Annotated in this window: 21 protein-coding genes; 14 read left to right on the top strand and 7 right to left on the bottom strand. The window is 73.9% G+C overall.

Annotated elements, in window-relative coordinates:
* Positions 1-16 precede the first annotated feature (16 nt).
* The 3 genes from IE271_RS11460 to IE271_RS11450 form a co-directional block, all read right to left on the bottom strand.
* Complete coding sequence (locus IE271_RS11460; protein ID WP_373308748.1) at positions 17-880, bottom strand: transcriptional regulator; 864 nt, start codon at positions 878-880, stop codon at positions 17-19.
* Complete coding sequence (locus tag IE271_RS11455) at positions 877-1,275, bottom strand: hypothetical protein (protein WP_190190137.1); 399 nt, start codon at positions 1,273-1,275, stop codon at positions 877-879. Before IE271_RS11455 ends, IE271_RS11460 begins: the two co-directional genes overlap by 4 nt.
* A gap of 188 nt (positions 1,276-1,463) precedes the next feature.
* Positions 1,464-2,936 carry a type III PLP-dependent enzyme domain-containing protein gene (locus IE271_RS11450; protein WP_190190136.1) on the bottom strand — a complete coding sequence of 491 codons (1,473 nt, stop codon included), beginning with the start codon at positions 2,934-2,936 and terminating at the stop codon, positions 1,464-1,466.
* 148 nt (positions 2,937-3,084) lie between these two features.
* Between IE271_RS11450 and hutU the strand changes: the two genes are divergently transcribed.
* From hutU to hutI, 4 genes are all read left to right on the top strand, one after another.
* Positions 3,085-4,878, top strand: coding sequence for a urocanate hydratase (hutU, locus tag IE271_RS11445; RefSeq protein ID WP_373308747.1), 1,794 nt, complete (start codon positions 3,085-3,087; stop codon positions 4,876-4,878).
* Entirely contained in the window at positions 4,875-6,080 is a 1,206-nt protein-coding gene (locus tag IE271_RS11440; RefSeq protein WP_190190135.1) for an allantoate amidohydrolase, read from the top strand. The genes hutU and IE271_RS11440 overlap by 4 nt, the downstream gene beginning before the upstream one ends.
* Positions 6,077-7,408, top strand: coding sequence for a formimidoylglutamate deiminase (locus IE271_RS11435; protein WP_190190134.1), 1,332 nt, complete (start codon positions 6,077-6,079; stop codon positions 7,406-7,408). The genes IE271_RS11440 and IE271_RS11435 overlap by 4 nt, the downstream gene beginning before the upstream one ends.
* A gap of 71 nt (positions 7,409-7,479) precedes the next feature.
* Positions 7,480-8,652: an imidazolonepropionase gene (gene hutI / locus IE271_RS11430; protein WP_190190133.1), complete on the top strand. Its 1,173-nt coding sequence runs from the start codon at positions 7,480-7,482 to the stop codon at positions 8,650-8,652.
* A gap of 214 nt (positions 8,653-8,866) precedes the next feature.
* Here the strand turns inward: hutI and IE271_RS11425 are convergent, their stop codons facing one another.
* Entirely contained in the window at positions 8,867-9,784 is a 918-nt protein-coding gene (locus IE271_RS11425; RefSeq protein ID WP_190190132.1) for an RNA polymerase sigma factor SigF, read from the bottom strand.
* A gap of 239 nt (positions 9,785-10,023) precedes the next feature.
* Here IE271_RS11425 and IE271_RS11420 point away from each other — a divergent pair, with 239 nt between their 5' ends.
* On the top strand, positions 10,024-10,392 hold the full coding sequence (locus IE271_RS11420; protein ID WP_190190179.1) for an STAS domain-containing protein: 369 nt from the start codon (positions 10,024-10,026) through the stop codon (positions 10,390-10,392).
* Positions 10,393-10,619: 227 nt separating this feature from the next.
* Positions 10,620-11,132 (top strand): ATP-binding protein, encoded by a 513-nt coding sequence (locus IE271_RS11415; protein WP_190190131.1) that lies wholly within the window; start codon positions 10,620-10,622, stop codon positions 11,130-11,132.
* A 351-nt stretch (positions 11,133-11,483) separates the two neighbouring features.
* Here IE271_RS11415 and IE271_RS11410 read toward each other — a convergent pair whose 3' ends face one another.
* Positions 11,484-12,980 carry an oligopeptide:H+ symporter gene (locus IE271_RS11410; protein WP_190190130.1) on the bottom strand — a complete coding sequence of 499 codons (1,497 nt, stop codon included), beginning with the start codon at positions 12,978-12,980 and terminating at the stop codon, positions 11,484-11,486.
* A gap of 521 nt (positions 12,981-13,501) precedes the next feature.
* Between IE271_RS11410 and IE271_RS11405 the strand changes: the two genes are divergently transcribed.
* Positions 13,502-14,179 (top strand): response regulator transcription factor, encoded by a 678-nt coding sequence (locus IE271_RS11405; RefSeq protein ID WP_018566970.1) that lies wholly within the window; start codon positions 13,502-13,504, stop codon positions 14,177-14,179.
* A 431-nt stretch (positions 14,180-14,610) separates the two neighbouring features.
* Positions 14,611-15,888, top strand: a complete 1,278-nt coding sequence (locus IE271_RS11400) for a sensor histidine kinase (RefSeq protein WP_190190129.1) — start codon at positions 14,611-14,613, stop codon at positions 15,886-15,888.
* A gap of 38 nt (positions 15,889-15,926) precedes the next feature.
* Here the strand turns inward: IE271_RS11400 and IE271_RS11395 are convergent, their stop codons facing one another.
* Positions 15,927-16,529 carry a GtrA family protein gene (locus IE271_RS11395; RefSeq protein ID WP_190190128.1) on the bottom strand — a complete coding sequence of 201 codons (603 nt, stop codon included), beginning with the start codon at positions 16,527-16,529 and terminating at the stop codon, positions 15,927-15,929.
* A 202-nt stretch (positions 16,530-16,731) separates the two neighbouring features.
* On the opposite strand from IE271_RS11395, the gene IE271_RS11390 reads away from it, so the two are divergent.
* The 3 genes from IE271_RS11390 to IE271_RS11380 are packed head-to-tail and all read left to right on the top strand — an operon-like array spanning position 16,732 to position 19,636.
* The gene (locus IE271_RS11390; protein ID WP_190190127.1) at positions 16,732-17,874 is read left to right on the top strand and encodes a 5-(carboxyamino)imidazole ribonucleotide synthase; all 1,143 of its coding nucleotides are present in this window, start codon (positions 16,732-16,734) and stop codon (positions 17,872-17,874) included.
* Positions 17,871-18,416, top strand: a complete 546-nt coding sequence (gene purE / locus IE271_RS11385) for a 5-(carboxyamino)imidazole ribonucleotide mutase (protein WP_190190126.1) — start codon at positions 17,871-17,873, stop codon at positions 18,414-18,416. The genes IE271_RS11390 and purE overlap by 4 nt, the downstream gene beginning before the upstream one ends.
* A gap of 5 nt (positions 18,417-18,421) precedes the next feature.
* Positions 18,422-19,636, top strand: coding sequence for a dipeptidase (locus IE271_RS11380; protein ID WP_190190125.1), 1,215 nt, complete (start codon positions 18,422-18,424; stop codon positions 19,634-19,636).
* Between the two features lie 140 nt (positions 19,637-19,776).
* On the opposite strand, the gene IE271_RS11375 is transcribed toward IE271_RS11380, so the two are convergent.
* The gene (locus IE271_RS11375; protein ID WP_190190124.1) at positions 19,777-20,958 is read right to left on the bottom strand and encodes a class I SAM-dependent methyltransferase; all 1,182 of its coding nucleotides are present in this window, start codon (positions 20,956-20,958) and stop codon (positions 19,777-19,779) included.
* A 90-nt stretch (positions 20,959-21,048) separates the two neighbouring features.
* Here IE271_RS11375 and IE271_RS11370 point away from each other — a divergent pair, with 90 nt between their 5' ends.
* From IE271_RS11370 to groL, 3 genes are all read left to right on the top strand, one after another.
* Positions 21,049-21,975, top strand: coding sequence for a polysaccharide deacetylase family protein (locus IE271_RS11370; protein ID WP_190190123.1), 927 nt, complete (start codon positions 21,049-21,051; stop codon positions 21,973-21,975).
* Between the two features lie 384 nt (positions 21,976-22,359).
* On the top strand, positions 22,360-22,668 hold the full coding sequence (gene groES, locus IE271_RS11365; protein WP_016434667.1) for a co-chaperone GroES: 309 nt from the start codon (positions 22,360-22,362) through the stop codon (positions 22,666-22,668).
* Positions 22,669-22,816: 148 nt separating this feature from the next.
* Positions 22,817-24,442: a chaperonin GroEL gene (gene groL, locus IE271_RS11360; RefSeq protein WP_190190122.1), complete on the top strand. Its 1,626-nt coding sequence runs from the start codon at positions 22,817-22,819 to the stop codon at positions 24,440-24,442.
* Positions 24,443-24,551 lie beyond the last annotated feature (109 nt).

Raw genomic sequence — 24,551 nt, 5'->3', positions numbered from 1 at the left:
TGTCGGAGCGCGCGGATCACAGGGCCTCCAGGGCTTCTTTGAGCCTGACCAGCAGGCCGATGTCCGGATCGGACGCCGCCCGCGGAACCGGCCGGTCGGCCGGCGGAGGAACCGGCCGGGCCGGTGGCCCGTCGGCCGGTGGCCGTGCGTCCGGCGGCGTTGCCGCCGCCGGACGCACGGTCGCGGTGACCATCCCGGCCGCCGCGAGCCGCCGCAGGTCGACCAGGGTGTGGAAACCGGGCCGGCCCAGGGCGAGCGAGATGGCCGCCGCCGTGCGCTCGCCGTCCACGTGGTCGAGGACCGTGCGGCGGCGCGGCGGCAGGGAGGGGTCGGCGCGCCGGCCGGTCCGCTCGACCGGCTCGGTGTCGGTCGCGGACTCCGGCCAGATGCGGTCCAGCAGGGCCCGGCGCCGCAGCGTCTCCCGCTCCACGGCCGCCACGGAGACCGGGCGCACGGGCCCGATCCAGTGCGCGACCCCGTAGCGGAACCGGGTCGGGCCGCTGTTCGGGCCGAGCGTGAAGTACGCCGCGTCGTACAGCGCCCCCAGGTGGCACAGTTCCAGCGCGCCCGCGGAGAGCCGGCCGCTGTCCACCAGGAACCGGCCCACCCGCCGCTCGGCCCCGGCCTGCGAGACCGCCTCCCACCAGCCCTCGGAGCCCAGCGTCCCGCCCGCGGTGAGCAGGACGTCGAGCCCGGGCGTGGCGGGGCTCTCGGCGTGCACCACCTGGCCGTCCACCAGGTACAGCACGCCGCGGTCGCGGGTGAGCACGCCGCTCGCCCGCTCGGCGGCCAGCCGGCCCAGCATGGGGGAGAGGCCGGTGTGCGCGCTGCGGTCCGCCGCCTTCCGGCCGGGCGGCTCGCGCGTCTCGACGGCGGTCATCCCACCACCAGCCGTTCCGCCATCTCGCCCAGCCGGATGCGGGCCAGCGCGAGGTTGCCGTCGGAGCGGCCCATCCACAGGTGGAGGAAGACGCTGCTGTCGAAGGTCGTCCGGACGAAGCGCAGCACGTGGTAGCTGTCGCGGTTGCTGACGACGAGGTCCTCGACCGGGGGCTCGCCGCCCGCCCAGTCCGCGCCCTCCGCGGGGGCGAAGGTCTTGTGCTCCGCGGCCAGCCGGGCGAACTCCGCCGTCTCCGCCGCGGTCGCCTCGTGGTCCCCGGTGGGCGAGTCCCCGACCGTGCCCAGGGCCAGCCCGCTGGTCCAGTCGACCACCGCGGCACCCCGGGCCCCGGGCAGCCGCATGGCCTCCAGCAGGCATTCGTCGATTCCGGACACGGTGCACCCCCCCTCACACCCGTACGCTCCGGCCGAGTGACGAAGAAGTTACGCACCGTGCGCCTCCGGGGTGAGGGAAATCGCATTCGACTGCGGGGTGTCCTCCGCGACGACTAGGGTCGGACGAATGCCCCGGCGCGCCCGCACCCCGGGAAACCGCCTTGACCTGCCCTGACGTGCCCTTCCGTCTAGAACGCGTCCGTCAGGCCCGTGGCGTCGCCGCCTCCCGACTCCGCCACGATCTCGTCGAGCGTCTGCGGCTCCCGCACCGTCACGAAGCGGACGCCGCCCGCTCCGTCCGGGCCGAAGCCGTACACCCCGGGCCGCGCCAGGGAGTTGTAGCCGTAGTGGTGGGCGAAGTAGTACGCGCCCGTGTCCGGCGCGGCCACGTGGTCGCCCTGCTCCAGGCGCGGCAGCGCCCGTCCCTCGGCCAGCAGGTCGCCCGCGAAGCACGCGGGGCCTGCCACGTCCTGCACGACGTCGGGCCCCTGCTTGGGCCGTCCCTTCGCGTCGTACGCCAGCATCCGCAGCGGCCAGGACCCCGGCGCGTACACCGTGCGGGTGGCCACCTGCACCCCCGCGTGCGTGACCGCGATCGCCCGGCCCCCGGCCGTCTTGGCGTACTCCACCCGGGCCAGCACCAGTCCCTGCTTGGCCAGCAGCGACCGCCCGAACTCGGTGACCAGCCCGTACCGCCCGTCGAACAGCCCCGGTACGGTCCGTGCGAGCAGCCGGGCGTACCGCGCGTACGTCGGGGTCTGCTCGTCCGACGCGAAGTTCACCGGCAGGCCGCCGCCGATGTCGAGCGTGTCGACCTGCCGCCGCCCGGCCCGGGCGTTGACCTCCTCGGCGAGCGCGTACGCCTCCGCCACCCCGCGGGCCATCAGCTCCAGCGGCATGCCCTGCGACCCGGAGTGCGTGTGCAGCCGGGTCAGCCACGGGCGGTCCAGGTACGCCCGGACGACCCACTCCCGGGCCCCCTCGTCCCGCAGCGCCACGCCGAACTTCGAGGTGGCCGTCGCCGTGGACAGCGCCCCGATCGAGCCTCCGCCGACCTGCGGGTTCACCCGCAGTCCCAGCGGTGAGCGCGGCTGCGCCGAGCGGACGAGGGCGTCGAGGCGCGCCAGTTCCTGGGGGTTGTCCGCGTTGACCGCGACGCCGAGCGCCAACGCCTCCCGCAGCTCGGCCGGGGTCTTGGCGGGGGAGTCGAGCACGATGCGGGACGCCGGTACCCCGGCCGCCCGGGCCAGGGCCAGTTCGCCCGGGCTCGCCACCTCGGCGCCGACGCCCTGCGCGTGCAGCAGCCGCAGGACCGGTACCAGGGGCGTGGCCTTCACCGCGAACGCGTGCAGGACCGGGGTCCCGGGCGCGGTCACCGCCTCGAACGCCGCGCGCAGCGCGGCCGCCTCCGCCCGGACGCCGGCCACGTCCAGCAGGCCGGCGACGGGGCGGTCCGGGCCGACGAGCCCCTGCTCCACGGCGGCGCGCACGGCCTCGTCCCGCCGCGCGCCGCGGGCCTCCGCGCCGCCGCCGGGCGCGCCCTCCGCACCGTCCGCCGCCCCGCCCGGTATCCCCTCGCCGCCTCCCGGCGCGCCCTCCCCGCCGTCCGCCGCCGTGGTTCTCGCGTCCCTGCCGCCCGTGCCGCCTGTGTAGGTCGCCATACGTCCAGCGAAACACCCGCGGCGCCGTTCCCGCGGGGGCGTGCACGTATTGACTGGTTCTATTCATGTCGTGAGGATGTGAATAACCACTGCCATGCCGGAGTGCGCCGCGCGTACCACCGGCGAGCCGCCCGCCAGGAGGCCGACCGTGTCAGGACCCCGCCCGCCCGCCTCCCCCCACAGCCCCCGGACGAGGACCTACGGACCGCCGCCCGGCGGCGTGCGAGCGCCGCGCGGCACGGAGCTGAGCGCCCTGGGCTGGCAGCAGGAGGCCGCCCTGCGGATGCTCCAGAACAACCTCGACCCCGAGGTCGCCGAGCACCCCGACAAGCTGGTCGTCTACGGCGGCACCGGGAAGGCCGCCCGCGACTGGCGGTCGTTCGACGCCATGGTGCGCACGCTGCGGACGCTGAAGCAGGACGAGACCATGCTCGTGCAGTCCGGCCGCCCCGTCGGCGTCATGCAGACCCACGAGTGGGCGCCGCGCGTGCTGATCGCCAACTCCAACCTGGTGGGCGACTGGGCGAACTGGGAGGAGTTCCGGCGGCTCGAACAGCTCGGACTCACCATGTACGGGCAGATGACGGCCGGTTCGTGGATCTACATCGGCACCCAGGGAATCCTCCAGGGCACCTACGAGACGTTCGCCGCCGTCGCCGCCAAGAAGTTCGGCGGCAGCCTCGCCGGGACCATCACCCTGACCGCAGGGCTCGGCGGCATGGGCGGCGCCCAGCCGCTCGCCGTCACCATGAACGACGGCGTGGCGATCTGCGTCGACTGCGACCCGCGCGCCGTCGAACGCCGTATCGAGCACCGCTACCTGGACGTACGGGCCGACTCCCCGGAGCATGCCCTCCGGCTCGCCGTCGAGGCCCGCGACGCCCGACGCCCGCTCTCGATCGGCCTGCTCGGCAACGCCGCCGAGCTGCTGCCGCGCCTGCTCGCCGAGGGCGCGCCCGTCGACGTCGTCACCGACCAGACCTCGGCCCACGACCCCCTCTCCTACCTCCCGGCCGGCGTCGCCTTCGAGGACATGGCCGCGTACGCCGCCAAGGACCCGGCCTCCTTCACCGCCCGCGCCCGCGAGTCCATGGCCCGGCACGTCGAGGCCATGGTCGGCTTCCAGGACGCGGGCGCCGAGGTCTTCGACTACGGCAACTCCATCCGGGGCGAGGCGAAACTCGCCGGGTACGAGCGGGCGTTCGACTTCCCCGGGTTCGTGCCCGCCTACATCCGGCCGCTGTTCTGCGAGGGCAAGGGGCCGTTCCGGTGGGCGGCGCTCTCGGGCGAGGCATCCGACATCGCCAGGACCGACCGGGCGATCCTCGACCTCTTCCCGGAGAACGAGTCCCTGGCCCGCTGGATCGGGCTGGCCGGCGAGCGCGTCCGCTTCCAGGGCCTGCCCGCCCGCATCTGCTGGCTCGGCTACGGCGAGCGCGACCGGGCGGGCGAGCGCTTCAACGACATGGTGGCGAGCGGCGAGCTGGCGGCCCCGCTGGCGATCGGCCGCGACCACCTGGACTGCGGCTCGGTGGCCTCGCCCTACCGCGAGACCGAGGCCATGCGCGACGGCTCCGACGCGATCGCCGACTGGCCGCTGCTCAACGCCATGGTGAACGTGGCCTCCGGCGCGTCGTGGGTGTCGGTCCACCACGGCGGCGGCGTCGGCATGGGCCGCTCGATCCACGCGGGCCAGGTCACCGTCGCCGACGGCACGAGGCTCGCCGGCGAGAAGATCCGCCGCGTACTCACCAACGACCCCGGTACGGGCGTGATCCGGCACGTCGACGCCGGGTACGAGACCGCCGAGGAGGTGGCGGCCGAGCGCGGCGTGCGCGTACCGATGCGCGAGGAGGACGGCGGTCCGGCCGACGCGGTGCGCGGGACCGGCGCCCCGGCCGGCGCCGGTGGCGACGCGGTGCGCGAGGGCGGCGGCCGGTGAGTTTCCACAGCATGTGGGCGCAGCTGCGGCCGATCGGCCGCAGTTCGGCCTCCGGCGGCTACCGCCGCTACGCCTGGACGGGCGCCGACGCCGACTGCCGGGCCTGGTTCGCCCAGCAGGCCCGCGACCGCGGCCTGGCGTACGAGGTGGACCGCAACGGCAACCAGTGGGCGTGGCTCGGCGACCCCGCCCTCGGCGACGCCGTCGTCACCGGCTCCCACCTCGACTCCGTGCCGGACGGCGGCGCCTTCGACGGCCCCCTCGGCGTCGTCTCCGCCTTCGCCGCCCTGGACGAGCTCCGCGACAGGGGGACGGAGTTCGCCAGGCCCCTCGGCGTCGTCAACTTCGGCGACGAGGAGGGCGCCCGGTTCGGGCTCGCCTGCGTCGGCTCCCGGCTCACCGCGGGCCGGCTCACCGCGGAGGAGGCCCACCGGCTGACCGACGCCGACGGCGTCACCCTGCCGCGGGCGATGGAGGCCGCCGGGTACGACCCGGAGGCCATCGGGCCCGACCCCGGACGCCTCGCCCGCATCGGCGCCTTCGTCGAACTCCACGTCGAGCAGGGCCGCGCCCTGGACCTGTCCGGCGACGCCGTCGGCGTGGCGAGCGCCATCTGGCCGCACGGCCGCTGGCGGTTCGACTTCCGGGGCGAGGCCAACCACGCCGGCACGACCCGCCTCGACGACCGCCGCGACCCGATGCTCCCGTACGCCGAGACCGTCCTCGCCGCCCGCCGCGAGGCCCGCCTCGCCGGAGCCCTCGCCACCTTCGGCAAGGTCGCGGTCGAGCCGAACGGCGTCAACGCCGTGCCCTCCCTGGTGCGCGGCTGGCTCGACTCCCGCGCGGCCGACCCGGAGAGCCTCGACGCCGTCGTCACCGGCGTCGAGAGGGCGGCCCGCGCGTACGCCCGGGAGCACGGCGTCGGACTCGACGTCGTCCGCGAGTCGTTCACCCCCGTCGTCGGCTTCGACCACGCCCTGCGGGACGAACTCGTACGCGTCCTGGGACCCGGCACCCCCGTCCTGGGGACCGGCGCGGGACACGACGCCGGAATCCTCTCCGGGACGGTCCCCACCGCCATGCTGTTCGTACGCAACCCCACGGGCGTCTCGCACTCCCCGGCCGAGCACGCCACGGAGGACGACTGCGCCGCCGGGGTGACCGCGCTCGCCGACGCACTGGAAGGACTCGTCCGCGGATGACGACCTACTGGCTGGAGCACGCCTGGCTCGGGACGCACGTCGAACCGGGCGTGACCGCCGAGGTCCGCGACGGCCGCCTCGCCGCCGTCCGCGACGGCGTGGCCGCGCCGCCGCCCGGCGCCGAGGTCCTGCGCGGCCTGACCCTGCCCGGCCTCGCGAACGCCCACAGCCACGCCTTCCACCGCGCCCTGCGCGGCACCGTCCAGGTCGGCTCCGGCACCTTCTGGACCTGGCGCGAGGTCATGTACTCCGTCGCGGACCGGCTGACCCCGGAGACGTACCACGCGCTGGCCCGCGCCGTGTACGCGGAGATGGCGCTGGCGGGCGTCACGGCGGTCGGCGAGTTCCACTACGTGCACCACGCGCCCGGCGGCGTCCGCTACGCCGACCCCAACGCGATGGGCGAGGCGCTGGTGGCGGCCGCCGCCGACGCGGGCATCCGCATCACCCTGCTCGACACGGCGTACCTCTCCTCGGGCTTCGGCGAGCCCCCGAACCGCCACCAGCTCCGCTTCGGCGACGGCACCGCCGAGGAGTGGGCGGAGCGCGCCTCCCTCCTCAAGGAGGACGGCCACGTGCGGATCGGCGCCGCGGTCCACTCCGTACGGGCCGTGCCGGCGGACCAGCTGGCGACCGTGGCGCGCTGGGCGCGGGAGCGGCGGGCCCCGCTCCACGTGCACCTGTCCGAGCAGACGGCCGAGAACGACGCCTGCCGCGCGGCCCACGGGTGCACGCCCGCGCGGCTGCTGGCCGACCACGGCGTGCTCGGGCCGCGCACCACCGCCGTGCACGCCACCCACCTCACGGACGAGGACGTCGCCCTGCTCGGCGGCTCCGGCACCGGCGTCTGCATGTGCCCCACCACCGAACGCGACCTCGCCGACGGCATCGGCCCGGCCGCCGCCCTGCAGCGGGCGGGCTCGCCGCTCTGCCTCGGCTCCGACAGCCACGCCGTGATCGACCCGTTCGAGGAGGCGCGCGCGATGGAGCTGGACGAACGCCTGCGCACCCGCGTCCGGGGCCACTGGACGGCCGCCGCCCTGCTCCGGGCCGCGTCGCAGGACGGCCACGCCGCCCTCGGCTGGGAGGGGGCGGGCGTCCTGGAGCCCGGGGCGCCCGCCGACTTCACGACCGTCGCGCTCGACTCGGTCAGAACGGCGGGGCCGCCGCCGCGCCTCGGCGCCGAGACGGCCGTGTTCGCCGCGACGGCGGCGGACGTGCGGCACACGGTCGTGGCGGGCCGCCACATCGTGCGCGACGGGGCGCACACCCTCGTCCCCGACGTGCCGTCGGCCCTCGCCGCCGCCGTCGGGGCCCTGCGCGCCTGACCCCGCCGCCGCCCGTACCGCCACCGGCCCCCGCCGGGCGCACCCCTCGGCCGACCGCCCGGAAGGACGTCATGAGCAGCACCGTCATCAGCGGCATCGCCGCACTGGTCACCAACGAGCCCTCCCTCGGCGACGCGTCGCCCCTGGGCCTGGTCCGCGACGCGGCCGTCGTCCTCGACGGCGACCGCGTCGCGTGGGTCGGCGCAGCCGGCAGGGCACCCGCCGCCGACGACCGGGTCGACGCGGCGGGCCGGGCGGTGATCCCCGGCTTCGTCGACTCCCACTCCCACCTGGTCTTCGCGGGCGACCGCACCGAGGAGTTCGCCGCCCGCATGTCCGGGCGGCCCTACGGCGCGGGCGGCATCCGCACCACCGTCGCCGCGACCCGGGCCGCCGGCGACGCCGCGCTCGAACGCACCCTCGCCCGCCACCTCCACGAGGCCCTCCGCCAGGGCACCACCACGATGGAGACCAAGTCCGGCTACGGGCTGACCGTCGAGGACGAGGCCCGCGCGCTGCGGATCGCCGCCCGGCACACCGACGAGACGACCTTCCTGGGCGCCCACGTCGTCCCGCCCGAGCACGCGGACGACCCGGCCGCGTACGTGTCCCTCGTCACCGGCCCGATGCTCGACGCCTGCGCCCCGTACGCGCGGTGGGTCGACGTCTTCTGCGAGGAGGGCGCCTTCGACGGCGACCAGGCGCGGGCGGTTCTCACCGCGGGCAGGGAGCGGGGCCTGACGCCGCGCGTCCACGCCAACCAGCTCTCGTACGGGCCCGGCGTGCAGCTGGCGGTGGAACTGGACGCGGCCAGCGCCGACCACTGCACGCACCTGACCGACGCGGACGTGGACGCGCTCGCGCAGGGGAGCACCGTCGCGACGCTGCTGCCCGGGGCGGAGTTCTCCACGCGCGCCGCCTGGCCCGACGCCCGCCGCCTGCTGGACGCGGGCGCCACGGTGGCGCTGTCCACCGACTGCAACCCGGGGTCGTCCTTCACGTCCTCGATGCCGTTCTGCGTCGCCCTGGCGGTGCGGGACATGGGGATGACGCCCGACGAGGCGCTGTGGTCGGCGACGGCGGGCGGCGCGGCGGCCCTGCGCCGCGACGACGTGGGCCGGCTGGTCCCCGGCGCCCGCGCCGACCTGGTCCTCCTCGACGCGCCCAGCCACGTCCACCTCGCCTACCGGCCGGGCGTGCCGCTGGCCGCGGCGGTCTGGCACCGCGGCGTGCGCGTCGTCTGAGGCCGCCCTCGGCGGGAACCGCGCCTCGCGCGCGAGCACGGTCGCCGCGCTCCGTGCCGCAGGGGCACGGCCGCCGCGTCCCTGCGCGCGGACACGGACGCCGCGCCGGGCACGAGGCCCGGCGCGGCGTCCGTACGCGTCCACGGAACCACGGCGGCGACGGCGGGGCTCGTCGGACCCGGGGGCCCGAGCGCCACCGTCACCGCCGTCGCGGTCACTCCTCCACGGTCAGCCCCTTGCGCAGCCTGACCAGCGTGCGCGACAGCAGCCGCGACACGTGCATCTGGGAGATGCCGAGCTCCTCGCCGATCTCCGACTGCGTCATGTTGGCCACGAAGCGCAGGGAGAGGATCTTGCGGTCGCGCGCCGGGAGGCTCGCGATCAGCGGCTTCAGGGACTCCACGTACTCGATGCCCTCGAGCCCGTGGTCCTCGTAGCCGATGCGGTCGGCCAGCGCGCCCTCGGAGTCGTCCTCCTCGGGCTGGGCGTCCAGCGAACTCGCCGTGTAGGCGTTGGACGCGGCCATGCCCTCGACGACCTCCTCGTTGGAGATGCCCAGGTGGCCGGCGAGCTCCGTGACCGTCGGGGCGCGGTCCAGGCGCTGGGCGAGCTCGTCGCCGGCCTTGGCCAGGTCGAGCCGGAGCTCCTGCAGCCGGCGCGGCACCCGCACGGACCAGGAGGTGTCCCGGAAGAAGCGCTTGATCTCGCCGATGATGGTCGGCATCGCGAAGGTCGGGAACTCGACGCCCCGGCTCAGCTCGAAACGGTCGATGGCCTTGAGGAGGCCGATCGTGCCCACCTGGACGATGTCCTCCATCGGCTCGCTGCGGGAGCGGAACCGGGAGGCCGCGAACTTCACGAGGGCGAGGTTCAGTTCGACGAGGGTGTTGCGGACGTAGGCGAACTCGTGCGTGCCCTCTTCCAGGGACTCGAGCCGCTTGAAGAGCGTCTTGGACAAGGCCCGGGCGTCCATCGCCCCCACCTCGTCGTACGGGGGGATCTCCGGAAGTCCTTCGAGCCCGTCGAGCCCGTCGAGGACCTCCTCGGAGTGGTCTGCTTGATCCGGGATGAATGCCGACGTCGCCTCAGGGGTATGCGATGCGTCGAGCCGGGGTGACATGATGTCCTCCATCGTTCTCGGCATATGGCCGCCGATGCCCATACGTGCACTGCGGTGTGCGGCGCCTCCAAAGCCGGCCGTGTCGATAACTGTCCCTACTAGCCCTACCCGCTTTCATGAACTCGCCGCAAGTGCGTTCCATAGCGAAATGTCCGTTTCCGGGGGGATGTTCGGGTGTCGCAGGATGCGGGGAGGGCGTAATGTTCGAGGGCGTCAACAAAAAGCCACGACGGTCGGAAGAGAGACACGGCATGGACCGCGGGACGGTCGGCAGCGCACAGTCGGGCCGGCTTCTGGTCAAGGTGCGGGAAGAGGGCTCGAGTGCCGTCGTCACACCGGCGGGCGAGCTCGACCATCACACCGCCGAACTGCTGCGCGAGCCCCTGGAAGGGTGCGTCGAGCGCGGCTTCGCACGCATGGTCGTGGACTGCTCGCAGCTCGAGTTCTGCGATTCCACGGGCCTCAACGTGCTGCTCGGGGCCAGGCTGAAGGCCGAGGCCGCCGGCGGAGAGGTCCGGCTGGCGGGCATGCAGCCGGTGGTGGCACGGGTATTCGAGATCACGGGCGCCGATGCTGTTTTCAGCGTGCACGACACGCTCGAAGCGGCGCTGGCCGACTAGGCGGCGTACGGCGGAGTGATGTCCGGTTGCCCGCGTGTGATCAGCGCGTTACGACGGTCACAAGGCCTGAGCGGAATAAGTGGTGTCCGGACGGACCGGCCGGGCAGGAGACATCCTGAATGTTGTCAGCAGATCGAAGGACAGGCGCCCGGCGGTCCCGGAATCCGAACGCTCCGACTGTCTGAGTCCCAAATCACGAACTGGTGAATCGGTGAGGTGAAGCGCTGATGAGCACCACCCGGCCTGTCTCGCCGGGCGACCGCGGCCCGGATCAGGGCGCCGACGGCGCTTCCGGGGCGACCCGAGGCGGCTCGTCCGCGCGCGTCGGCGGGCGGCAGACCCGCCGGCTGAGGTTCGACGAGGAGAGCGGCGTCGTGCCGCTCGCCCGCGACTTCACCCGCCAGGCGCTGTACGAGTGGGGCTGGCTGCCTTCGGCGACCGCCGACCAGCGGGCCGCGGCGGAGGACGTCCTGCTCGTCGTCTCGGAGCTCGTGACGAACGCCTGCCTGCACGCCGAGGGCCCGGAAGAGCTCGTGATCGCGTGCGACAAGAAGATGCTGCGGGTCGAGGTCTCCGACCGCGGCGCGGGCCAGCCGACCCCGCGCACCCCGCACCGCGCGGGCCGCCCCGGCGGCCACGGCATGTTCATCGTGCAGCGGCTCTGCCTGGACTGGGGCGTCATCCGCACGCCCGGCCTGTCCGGCAAGACCGTGTGGGCGGAGATCGGGGCGCCCGCCTAGCAGCGCCCCCTCGCGAGCCGGGAGCCGCCCGGCACGCGCCGCCTCCCCCCCCACGAGCCGCTCGGCACGCGCCGCGTCTCCTCGCGCGTCCTCCGCGCGCCGCAGCGCACCCCACCGCGAGCCACCCACCGCTTCCCGCTCCCCGTGCGCGTCGGACCGACCCGGTTCCGGCGCGTTCTTCGTGTGCGGCGCGCGGGGCGCGACGCGGTGGCCGGGGCGTGCGCCGTGTCCCTGCCACCGCCGGCCCCGCCGTACGGGAACGGGAACGCAGAGAGGCCCGCCGCATCCCGGGGTGCGGCGGGCCTCTCTGCGCGTCTCACGCGGGCCGGCGGGCCCGCGCGGCGGGAGGCGTCAGCGGACGTCGCCCATGAGCGCCTTGACCTTGTTGCGGTACATGTACACCGCGACACCGGCGATCACGGCGAGCACGGCCTCCAGGGTGACGATGCCGGTCTTGTTGAGGTCGACACCGGCGATGGAGAGCAGGCCGGTCGTGGCGTCACCGGCGGTGACGGCCAGGAACCAGACGCCCATCATCTGGGAGGCGTACTTCGCGGGCGCCATCTTCGTGGTCACGGAGAGGCCGACGGGGGAGAGCAGCAGCTCGCCGACGGTCTGCACGAAGTAGATCCCCACCAGCCACAGCGCGGCGGCCTTGTGCCCGCCGTCGGCGATCGACAGCGGCGCGAGGAACAGGAAGAAGGACGCGCCGACCAGCAGCAGGCCGGAGGCGAACTTCACGATCGTGCTCGGCTCCTTGCCGCGGCGGTTCAACGCGAGCCACAGCCAGGCGAAGACCGGCGCGAACGCCATGATCAGGACCGGGTTGACCGACTGGTACCAGGAGACCGGGAACTCCCAGCCGAGGACGCTGTTCTCCGCGGAGCTCTCCGCGAAGATCGACAGGGTCGAGCCGCCCTGGTCGTAGATCATCCAGAAGACGGCCGCGGCCACGAAGAACCAGATGTACGCGGTCATCTTCGACTGCTCGTGGCGGTCGAGGTCCTTGTCGCGCTTGATGCGGGCGATGACCCAGACCGGGATGACCAGGCCGGCCACGGTGATCGGGACCAGCAGCCAGTTCAGCGTGTAGACGCCGGAGAAGCCGACGACGCCGTAGAAGACCACGGCGACGGCCAGCCACAGCAGGCCCTTGCGCAGCGTGGCGGCCTTCTCGGCGGCGGACAGCGGGGTCGGCACGACGTCGGAGCGCGCGTCCAGGTGGCGGCTGCCGAGCAGGAACTGCGCCAGGCCGAGGGCCATGCCGAGCGCGGCGAGCGCGAAGCCCAGGTGCCAGTTGACGTTCTCGCCGATGGTGCCGATGATCAGCGGCGCGGCGAAGGCGCCGAGGTTGATGCCGACGTAGAACAGCGTGAAGCCGCCGTCGCGGCGCGGGTCGTCCGGGCCGTCGTAGAGGTGGCCGACCATCGTGGAGATGTTGGCCTTCAGCAGGCCGGAGCCGATCGCGACCAGGCCGAGGCCGCCGTAGAAGCTGCCGGACCACGGCAGGGCCAGCGTGAGGTGGCCGAGCATGATGACCGCACCGGCCACGGCGACGGTCCTGCGCGGGCCGAGCACGCGGTCGGCGAACCAGCCGCCGGGCATGGCGAGCAGGTACACGAGCGACAGGTAGACCGAGTAGATCGCGGTCGCCGTGGCCGCGCTCAGGTGCAGGCCGCCGGGAGCGACCAGGTACAGCGGGAGCAGTGCCCTCATGCCGTAGTAGGAGAACCGCTCCCACATCTCGGTCATGAAGAGTGTGGCCAGTCCGCGGGGGTGGCCGAAGAAGGTCTTCTCGGAGCCGGGGGTGCCCGGGGTGACCGAGTCCTTCGTCAGGCTGGACGCCATGGTCGTTCCTTGCTGGTTGGGGCGCGTGGGGGTGTCCTCCGCGCTTCGCTGGGAAACCGGAGGAGCGCGCCCGGTGGGGCGGCCGGCACCGGCGGGTCCGACGTCCACTCCACGCCCACGGGGAGTCCGCCCCGGATCACGGAGCGAAGGACGGCGGCCACCGGGATCCACGCCCGGGCACGCGTCGTCGCGTCCGGGCCCGGCCACAGGTCGTTCCGTTCGGGGCCGGCGAGAGGCCGGCCCGCACGCACCGCACGCGAAAAAGACCTTCAGCGTCCAGAGTTCACGAAGGTCTTCGGTCGTGCTACAGGCGTTCAGGTCACCATACGGCATGACAGTGCCGGATATGGAAGGACTTGAGACATGGATCACAGGTGAAAGCGGAACCGTGAACGCCCATTCGAAGGTCTCCGCCAGGATGGCATCCCACAGCCGCAGGTCCGAACAGGGCCGTCCGGCGGGCGGGATCACTCCTGCCGATCACAGTCCGGCGCTCCTCCGGCGCGGACTACCATCGGTTCATGACCCGTGTACTGCTCGCCGAGGACGACGCGTCCATCTCGGAGCCGCTGGCCCGCGCCCTGCGCCGGGAGGGGTACGAGGTGGAGGTGCGCGAGGACGGCCCCACCGCGCTCGACGCCGGAATGCAGGGCGGCGTCGACCTCGTCGTCCTGGACCTCGGACTGCCCGGCATGGACGGCCTGGAGGTGGCCCGGCGGCTGCGCGCCGAGGGCCACACGGTGCCGATCCTGATCCTCACCGCGCGCGCCGACGAGGTGGACACCGTCGTCGGCCTGGACGCGGGCGCCGACGACTACGTCACCAAGCCCTTCCGGCTCGCCGAGCTGCTCGCCCGGGTCCGGGCGCTGCTGCGGCGCGGCGCCGCGGAGCCGCAGCAGCCGCCCGCCACGCACGGCGTGCGCATCGACGTCGAGTCGCACCGCGCCTGGATGGGCGACGAGGAGCTGCAGCTCACGGCGAAGGAGTTCGACCTGCTGCGGGTGCTGGTCCGGGACGCGGGCCGGGTCGTGACGCGCGACCAGCTGATGCGGGAGGTCTGGGACACCACGTGGTGGTCGTCCACCAAGACCCTCGACATGCACATCTCCTGGCTCCGCAAGAAGCTGGGCGACGACGCGGCGAACCCGCGCTACATCGCGACGGTGCGGGGCGTGGGCTTCCGCTTCGAGAAGAGCTGAGCCGGCGCCCCGCGGTGCGCGGGGTGCGGCGGAGGGCTTGCCCGGGGCCGGACGCGGCGGTCCGCCCGGAGCTGACCGCGGTGGCCCGCCGGGATACGGGTGTCACGGCTTGTCCGGGTGGGTGGCGGCGCGCCCGGGAGCGGAACGGTGCGTCCGGGGCCGGACGCGGCGGTCCGCCGGGACGCAGGGGCTGTGACCGGCCCGGACACGGGCGCGACGGCTGGCGCGACGGCTCGCTCTGTCGCGGGTCCGGCCCGCGTTCCGCCGGGGCCGTCGTCCCCCTGGCGCAGCCGGCCCCCTCGTCCGCCGTCCGGGCCCGTACGTGCGCGTACGTACGTATGCACGCAGGTGCGTGCCAGGGGTGCCCCGTCCGTGGGGCGCCCGCGGCAAGGCACACTGGGTTGCGGAATCCGCCAGCCCGGAGGGCCCCCGTGCGTCGCCGTCTCATCCAGTCCACCCTCGCCGTGGTGCTCGTCGTGATCGCCGTCTTCGGCGTCTCCCTCGTCATCGTCGAGACCCGCACCATCAGCAACAGCGCCCAGGAGCGCGTGGACTCCGAGGCGCTGCGTCTCGCCAGCATCGTCGACAGCCGCATCCTCGGCGACGAGAACGTCACCGCACGGGTTTTGCAGGACCAGGTCGCCGGCGAGCGCTACGCGCGCGTGGAGATCCCGGGCCGCGCCCCCATCGAGATCGGCGACAAGCCCGCCGACGAGGTCATCCGCGCCACGGCCCGGGGCGAGGAGGGCGAGACGGTCACGGTCGAGGAGTCGCGCTCCTCCGTCACCCGGGAGGTCGGCCGCACGCTGCTGATCATCGGCGCGGTCGCCCTGCTCGCCGTGATCGCCGCCGTCCTGCTGGCCGTGCGCCAGGCCAACCGCCTCGCCTCGCCCCTCACCGACCTCGCGGAGACCGCGGAGCGCCTCGGCTCCGGCGACCCCCGCCCGCGCCACAAGCGGTACGGCGTCCCGGAGCTCGACCGCGTCGCCGACGTGCTGGACGGCTCCGCCGAGCGCATCGCGCGCATGCTCACCGCCGAGCGCCGCCTCGCCGCCGACGCCTCCCACCAGCTGCGCACGCCGCTCACCGCGCTCTCCATGCGCCTGGAGGAGATCACCCTCACCGACGACCCGGACATCGTGAAGGAGGAGGCGACGATCGCGCTGACGCAGGTCGAGCGGCTCACCGACGTCGTGGAGCGGCTGCTCACCAACTCACGCGACCCGCGGACCGGCTCCGCCGTCTTCTTCGACCTCGACGAGGTCATCCACCAGCAGCTCGCCGAGTGGCGCCCGGCCTACCGCAGCGCGGGCCGCGCGATCGTCAGCTCCGGCAAGCGGCACCTGCGGGCCGTCGGCACGCCGGGGGCGGTCGCCCAGGTGCTGGCCGCGCTGATCGAGAACTCGCTGATGCACGGCGGCGGCACGGTCGCGCTGCGCACCCGCGTCACCGGCAACCAGGCCGTGATCGAGGTGACCGACGAGGGCCCGGGCGTGCCCGCGGACCTCGGCGCCCGCATCTTCGAGCGCGCCATCAGCGGCCGCAACTCCACCGGCATCGGCCTCGCCGTCGCCCGGGACCTCGCCGAGGCCGACGGCGGCCGCCTGGAGATGCTCCAGGCGAAGCCCCCGGTGTTCGGCCTGTTCCTCTCCCGCACCGCCGCGGACCCCTCGCCCGAGGACGGCGAGCCGGAGAGCACGATCAGGTAGCGGGGCTGCCGGGATCCCGGCCGGGGATCAGGCGGGCCTCACGGCACCCGGTGGCCCGCACGCTCCTGCCCGGCGTCCCGTACGTCTGCCCGGGCGCCCGCCGGGCCCGCAGCCCCCCGCGGGCCCTCCGCGTCGTCCTCCAGGAGCGCCTCCGCGTCCGCCGCCCCGTGCGCCGGTCCCTCGGACGGCAGCGCCCGGAAGACCCAGGTGCGGTAGGACCAGAAGCGGAAGAGGGTCGCGACGCCGATGCCGAGGAACTTGAAGACGTTGCTCTGCAGCGGGCTGTCGAGGCCGAGGCCGTACGTCGCCGCGTACAGCACGCCGTTCTCGATGACCAGCCCGGCCGCGCTGAACAGCAGGAAGAGGGTCAGCTCTCTGGTGCGCCCGCTCTTGTCGCGGTCGCGGTAGGTGAAGTAGCGGAACCCTATGTAGTTCGAGAGGATCGCGACGAGGGTGGCGATCACGCTGGCGCGCACGACCTGCAGGTCGGTGGTGTGCCGGACGAGGTTGAAGACGGCCAGGTTCACCAGCAGCCCGGCCCCGCCGACCGCGCCGAACTTGGCGACCTCCCGTACGAGCCGGTCGATCCGCCGGCGCACCGCGCTGCGGGGCCGTGTACGGGCCTCGCGTGAACCACCCATGCCCATGGTGTCGCCCCAGTCCCGTCTCGTCGGACGCGTCGCAGTCGCCGGTTCCGGCCATGCTAACCAGCGGCTCCGCCGCCCGCCCGGGAGTGACCGCGCGGCGGGCGCGCGGCGGGCGTACGGTGGACGGAACCCGTCGGAGAAGCCGCTGATCACACACCCCGGCGAGGCCCGATGGCGCGGCCGATACCCTTGAGGCGTGACGTTCCCGGTAGTCGGCATGGTCGGCGGCGGTCAGCTCGCTCGTATGACGCACGAGGCAGGCATCCCGCTCGGCATCAGGTTCAAGCTTCTCAGTGACACACCCCAGGACTCCGCGGCACAGGTCGTCGGCGACGTCGTCGTCGGCGACTACCGCGACCTGGACACGCTGCGCGCGTTCGCGCGGGGCTGCGACGTGATCACCTTCGATCACGAGCACGTCCCGACCGAGCACCTGCGGGCTTTGGAGGCGGACGGCATCCCCGTCCGGCCCGGCCCCGACGCGCTCGTGCACGCCCAGGACAAGGGGGTGATGCGGGCCCGCCTCACCGCGATGGGGGTGCCCTGCCCACGCCACCGCATCGTGGCGGACCCACAGGACGTGGCCGCGTTCGCGGCCGAGGGCGGCGGGGGATTCCCCGTCGTCCTCAAGACCGTGCGCGGCGGCTACGACGGCAAGGGCGTGTGGGTCGTGCGCTCCGCCGAGGAGGCCGCCGAGCCGTTCAAGGCCGGGGTGCCGGTCCTCGCCGAGGAGAAGGTCGACTTCGTGCGCGAGCTCGCCGCGAACGTCGTCCGCTCGCCGCACGGCCAGGCCGTCGCCTACCCGGTGGTGGAGTCCCGCCAGGTCGACGGCGTGTGCGACACGGTGATCGCCCCGGCGCCCGGCCTCTCCGAGGAGCTGGCGCTGCACGCCGAGCAGCTCGCGCTCACCATCGCCAAGGAGCTGGGCGTCGTCGGCCACCTCGCGGTCGAGCTCTTCGAGACCCGCGACGGCCGCGTCCTCGTCAACGAGCTGGCCATGCGCCCGCACAACTCCGGCCACTGGTCGATGGACGGCGCGGTCACCTCGCAGTTCGCCAACCACGTGCGCGCCGTCCTCGACCTGCCGCTCGGCGACCCGCGCCCGCGCGCGAAGTGGACGGCCATGGTCAACGTGCTCGGCGGCGACTACCCGGACATGTACTCCGCGTACCTGCACTGCATGGCCCGTGACCCGCAGCTCAAGATCCACATGTACGGCAAGGACGTGAAGCCCGGCCGCAAGGTCGGCCACGTCAACACCTACGGCGACGATCTCGACGACGTGCTGGAGCGCGCCCGTCACGCAGCCGGCTACCTCAGGGGAACGATCACCGAATGAGCTCCGTCGCAGCAAGCCCGGTCGTGGGCATCGTCATGGGGTCGGACTCCGACTGGCCCGTCATGGAGGCCGCCGCCAAGGCCCTCGACGAGTTCGGGATCGCCTACGAGGTCGACGTCGTCTCCGCGCACCGGATGCCGCGCGAGATGGTCGCGTACGGCGAGGAGGCCGCCGGACGCGGCCTGAAGGCGATCATCGCGGGCGCGGGCGGCGCGGCCCACCTGCCGGGCATGCTGGCGTCGGTGACCCCGCTGCCGGTGATCGGCGTCCCGGTCCCGCTGAAGTACCTCGACGGCATGGACTCCCTGCTGTCCATCGTGCAGATGCCGGCGGGCGTGCCGGTCGCCACCGTCTCGGTCGGCGGCGCGCGCAACGCGGGCCTGCTCGCCGCCCGCATCCTGGCCGCGCACGACGAGGAGCTGCTGGCCCGGATGCGGCAGTTCCAGCAGGAGCTGAACGACCAGGCCACCGAGAAGGGCAAGCGGCTGCGCGCCAGGGTCGAGGGCGCCGCCGAGGGCTTCGGCTTCGGCTCGGGGAAGTGAGCGCCGTGACGTCTCCCTCCCCGTCCGCGTCCTCCCTGGACCGCGCCCGCGGCCTGCTCGCCCGCTTCCCCGTCGTGGACGGGCACAACGACCTGCCCTGGGCGCTGCGCGAGCAGGTCCGCTACGACATCGGCGCCCGCGACATCGCCGCCGACCAGAGCGCGCACCTGCACACCGACCTGGCGCGGCTGCGCGCGGGCGGCGTCGGCGCCCAGTACTGGTCGGTGTACGTCCGCTCCGACCTGCCGGGCGCGCTCGCCGCCACCCTGGAGCAGATCGACTGCGTACGGCAGCTGCTCGACCGCTACCCCGGCGACCTGCGGCCGGCGCTGACGGCGGCCGACATGGAGGCGGCCCGCGCGGAGGGCCGCATCGCGTCCCTGATGGGCGCCGAGGGCGGCCACTCCATCGAGAACTCCCTGGCCGCGCTGCGCGGGCTGTACGCGCTCGGCGTGCGCTACATGACCCTCACGCACAACGACAACATCGCCTGGGCGGACTCGGCGACGGACGAGCCGAACGTCGGCGGCCTGTCGGCCTTCGGCCGCGCGGTGGTGCGCGAGATGAACCGCGAGGGCATGCTCGTGGACCTCTCGCACGTCGCGGCGTCGACCATGCGGGACGCCCTGGACGCCTCCGCGGCGCCGGTGATCTTCTCGCACTCCTCGGCGCGCGCCGTCTGCGACCACCCGCGCAACGTCCCGGACGACGTCCTGGAGCGGCTGCCCGCCAACGGCGGCGTCGCCATGGTGACCTTCGTGCCGAAGTTCGTGCTCCAGGCCGCCGTGGACTGGACGGCCGAGGCCGACGAGAACATGCGCAGGCACGGCTTCCACCACCTCGACTCCACCGCCGAGGCGATGAAGGTGCACCACGCCTTCGAGGAGGACCACCCGCGCCCGGTCGCCACCGTCGCGCACGTCGCCGACCACCTCGACCACATGCGCGAGGTCGCGGGCGTCGACCACATCGGCATCGGCGGCGACTACGACGGCACGCCGTTCACCCCGGAGGGCCTGGACGACGTCTCGGGCTACCCGAACCTGATCGCCGAGCTGCTCGACCGCGGCTGGTCGGAGGCCGACCTGGCCAAGGTGACCTGGCAGAACGCGGTGCGGGTGCTGGGTGCCGCCGAGGACGTGGCCCGCGACGAGCGGTCCCGCAGGGGCCCGTCGAACGCCACCCTGGAGGAGCTGGACGGCGCCCCGTCCGCGTCCTGAGCGGCGGTCCGCCGGAACGGCGCTCCGAGCGGCGGTCCCGTCGAGGCGGCGTCCTGAGCAGTGGTCCCGTCGGAACGGCGGAGGCGGTCCCCGCCTCCGCCGTTCCGCGCGTGAGGCCCCCCGCACGCGCGTGGGGGGCCTCACGCGCGCGCGGGGTGCCCGATCAGCATCGTCGGCGCGCCCTGGACGCGGGTGAGGAACACCGTGGCCGCGTGCGGCCCCTGCGGCTTGACCTTGCGGCGCAGCTCCTCGGGCTCCACCGCCGAGCCGCGCTTCTTGACCGTGAGGACGCCGACCCCGCGCTCGCGCAGCAGCGCCCTGAGCCTCTTGACGTTGAAGGGCAGCACGTCGGTGATCTCGTACGCGGTGGCGTACGGGGTCGGCCGCAGCGTGTCCGCCGTGACGTACGCGATGGTCTCGTCGAGCAGCCCGCCGTCGAGCTCCGCCGCGGCCTCGGCGACCAGGTGGGCCCGGACGACGGCGCCGTCGGGCTCGTACAGGTAGCGCCCCGGCGGCCGGACGGCCGGGTCCGGCAGGTCGCGGCCGGTCAGGGCGCGCGGCCCGGGCAGCAGCGTCGCGCGGACGAGACCCGGCTCGGTGCCGAACCACAGCACCGCCTCCTTCACGTCCCCGCCGTCCGAGACCCACTCGGCCTCGGCCTCGGCGGGCACCGCCTCGTGCGGCACGCCCGGGGCGATCTTCAGGGCCGCACGGGGCGCCTCGCGGGCCGCCGCCACGGCCCAGGACAGCGGCGGGGAGTACGCCTCCGGGTCGAAGATCCGGCCGCGTCCGCCGCGCCGGGCCGGGTCCACGAAGACCGCGTCGTACCCGGACGCGTCGACGTCGGCCACGTCGCCCTCACGCACCTCGATCAGGTCCTCCAGACCCAGCGCCGCGGCGTTCGCGCGCGCCACCGCGCAGGTCAGCGGGGAGCGGTCGACGGCGAGGACGCGCACCCCGGCCCGGGCCAGCGCGATCGCGTCGCCGCCGATCCCGCAGCACAGGTCGGCCACGGACCCCGCGCCGAGTTCCCGGAAGCGGCGGGCGCGGTGGTCGGCCACCGCCGTCCGGGTCGCCTGCTCCACGCCGTCGGGCGTGAAGAACATGCGCTCCGCGTCCGCGCCGAACTTCGCCGCCGCCCGCTGCCGCAGCCGCGCCTGCGCGAGCGCGGCGGAGACCAGCCCCGCGGGGTGGTCGCGGCGCAGCCGGGTGGCGACGGCCAGCTCGCGGGCGGGTTCGGTGCCGCGCACCTCGTCGAGCAGGGCACGGCCCTCGTCGGTGAGCAGGGCGGCGAAGGAGGCGACGGGATCGAGGTCGTTCACCGCCCCATTGTCGGCCAGTCGGTGGACGGTGTGCGTACGCGTGCGGTGTCGGCCCTCCGCGCCCGCCGTGCGCTGCGAGGATCCGCTCCCATGCGACCAGTGGGACGAAATGATGAAAGCCGGGGGAGGCGGGCGGCGGTCCGGGGCGCGGCCGCCGCGCTCGCCGCGGCCGCCCTCGCCTCCGGCTGCACGGACGGCGGCTCCGGGAGGGCGGCGCCCGGACCCGGCCCGCGGCCGCTGAAGGCACCGCCCGCCCGTGCCCTGCACGCGTACGCGTCCGGACCGGGCCGCGCCCACGCCGCGCGCGTCGCCGCGGCCGCCCGCTGGAGGCTGTCCGCCGTCCCGCTCGCCGCGCCCCCGCCGCCGGCGCGGAAGCGGCGCCCGGCCACCCGCGAGGGCTTCGAGGTCGACCGCCACGAGGAGCGGGGCCTGCCGCCCGTCTTCACGACCGTCCCCACCGAGGACAAGGTCGTCTTCCTGACCATCGACGACGGGGCGGAGAAGGATCCGGAGTTCCTGCGGATGACGGACGAGCTGGACATCCCGTACACCGTCTTCCTCAGCGACTTCCTGATCAAGAAGGGCTACGGCTACTTCGGGCGGATGCGGGACCGGGGGATCGGGCTGAACAACCACACCCTCCACCACCCCTACCTGCCCGCCCTCTCCTACCGGCAGCAGAAGCGCGAGATCTGCGGCATGCAGGACGTCGTCGAGAAGCGCTACGGCAGGCGCCCCACCCTCTTCCGCCCGCCCTACGGCGACTACGACGAGGACACGCTGCGCGCCGCGAAGTCCTGCGGCGTCGAGGCGGTCCCGCTGTGGAACGAGGAGGTCTTCGCCGACCGCTGGGAGTACCGCGAGTGGGACCGCGACCTGCACCCCGGCGACATCGTCCTGACCCACTTCCGCGGCCGCGACGAGTGGAAGGGCACCATGCGCGACATGGTCCGCACCTTCCTGGAGAAGGTCACGGCCAAGGGGTACGCGGTGGGCCGCCTGGAGGACTACCTCTGAGACACGGGCCCCGGATCACCCCGCGCGCCCCGCTCCCGTAGGACCGTGGTCGGCCAGGACCGTGGTCGGGGAGCGGCCGACGAGCGGGCGGGGCGGCGGGCACGCGGTCCGCGGCGCGGTCGCACGGTCTCCGGAGGGGGCCTTACGGCTCCCGCGGGCCGTCGTCCCGCAGGCCGTGCGGAGCCGTTTCCGGGCGCCGCGCCGCCGGCAATTGGCACTCCGCTTGACCGAGTGCTAATCGCGGTCATAGTCTCAGCTCTGGCACTCACCACCGGAGAGTGCCAACCAAGCGACGGGCAGGTCCGGCACCCGCGACGACGGATCGACCTGGTCGCCACCTCAGACAGTTAACCCCGTGAGATCTCCGAAGGGGGAGGTCGGATCGTGACGACCGCCAGCTCCAAGGTTGCCATCAAGCCGCTCGAGGACCGCATCGTGGTCCAGCCGCTGGACGCCGAGCAGACCACGGCCTCTGGCCTGGTCATTCCGGACACCGCCAAGGAGAAGCCCCAGGAGGGCGTCGTCCTGGCCGTGGGCCCGGGCCGCTTCGAGAACGGCGAGCGCCTGCCGCTCGACGTGAAGACCGGCGACATCGTGCTCTACAGCAAGTACGGCGGCACCGAGGTGAAGTACAACGGCGAGGAGTACCTCGTCCTCTCGGCCCGCGACGTGCTCGCGATCGTCGAGAAGTAATTCACCGCTTCTGCCTTGCCTTCGAGCTGCGCCCCTGGCCCCCGCGACCGTCAAGAAGCCGGGCGTCGGGGGCGCGGTTCGTTTTCCGCGGCACGGCCGTTCCAGGGGGAGCGGCCGGGGATCGCAATCGAGAGGACTGACTAGCTCCATGGCGAAGATCCTGAAGTTCGACGAGGACGCCCGTCGCGCCCTCGAGCGCGGCGTCAACAAGCTTGCCGACACGGTGAAGGTGACGATCGGCCCCAAGGGCCGCAACGTCGTCATCGACAAGAAGTTCGGCGCCCCCACCATCACCAACGACGGTGTCACCATCGCCCGCGAGGTCGAGGTCGAGGACCCGTACGAGAACCTCGGCGCCCAGCTGGTGAAGGAGGTGGCGACCAAGACCAACGACATCGCGGGTGACGGTACGACCACCGCCACCGTGCTCGCCCAGGCGCTCGTGCGCGAGGGCCTGAAGAACGTCGCCGCCGGCGCCTCCCCCGCCCTCCTGAAGAAGGGCATCGACGCCGCCGTCGCCGCGGTCTCCGAGGACCTCCTCGCGACCGCCCGCCCGATCGACGAGAAGTCCGACATCGCCGCCGTCGCCGCGCTGTCCGCCCAGGACCAGCAGGTCGGCGAGCTCATCGCCGAGGCGATGGACAAGGTCGGCAAGGACGGTGTCATCACCGTCGAGGAGTCCAACACCTTCGGCCTGGAGCTGGACTTCACCGAGGGCATGGCCTTCGACAAGGGCTACCTGTCGCCGTACTTCGTGACGGACCAGGAGCGCATGGAGGCCGTCCTCGACGACCCGTACATCCTCATCCACCAGGGCAAGATCTCCGCGATCGCGGACCTGCTGCCGCTGCTGGAGAAGGTCATCCAGGCCAACGCCTCCAAGCCGCTGCTGATCATCGCCGAGGACGTCGAGGGCGAGGCCCTGTCGACCCTGGTCGTGAACAAGATCCGCGGCACGTTCAACGCCGTCGCGGTCAAGGCCCCCGGCTTCGGCGACCGCCGCAAGGCCATGCTCGGCGACATCGCCACGCTGACCGGCGCCACCGTCATCGCCGAGGAGGTCGGCCTCAAGCTCGACCAGGTCGGCCTGGACGTGCTGGGCACCGCCCGCCGCGTGACCGTCACCAAGGACGACACCACGATCGTCGACGGCGGCGGCAACGCCGAGGACGTCGCGGGCCGCGTCAACCAGATCAAGGCCGAGATCGAGACCACGGACTCCGACTGGGACCGCGAGAAGCTCCAGGAGCGCCTCGCGAAGCTGGCCGGCGGCGTGTGCGTCATCAAGGTCGGCGCCGCCACCGAGGTGGAGCTGAAGGAGAAGAAGCACCGTCTGGAGGACGCCATCTCCGCGACCCGCGCCGCGGTCGAGGAGGGCATCGTCTCCGGTGGTGGCTCCGCCCTGGTCCACGCCGTCAAGGTGCTCGAGGGCAACCTCGGCAAGGAGGGCGACGAGGCCACCGGCGTCTCGGTCGTGCGCCGCGCCGCCGTCGAGCCGCTGCGCTGGATCGCGGAGAACGCCGGCCTGGAGGGCTACGTCATCGTCTCCAAGGTCGCCGAGCTGGAGAAGGGCAACGGCTACAACGCCGCGACCGGCGAGTACGGCGACCTGGTCAAGGCCGGCGTCATCGACCCGGTCAAGGTCACCCGCTCCGCCCTGGAGAACGCCGCCTCCATCGCCTCGCTGCTGCTGACGACCGAGACCCTGGTCGTCGAGAAGCCCGCCGAGGAGGAGCCGGAGGCCGCCGGCCACGGTCACGGCCACTCCCACTGAGACACCCCGCGGCACACTCCGGTGACCGCGTGACGAAGGCCCGGCACCCCGAGGAGGGGCGCCGGGCCTTCGCGCTGCCGTTGCCGGTACTGGTCCCGCTGCCGCTGCT

Source organism: Streptomyces minutiscleroticus, assembly GCF_014650875.1.
GTDB classification, from domain to species: domain Bacteria; phylum Actinomycetota; class Actinomycetes; order Streptomycetales; family Streptomycetaceae; genus Streptomyces; species Streptomyces minutiscleroticus.
This window is presented reverse-complemented; position numbering and strand designations above follow the sequence as displayed.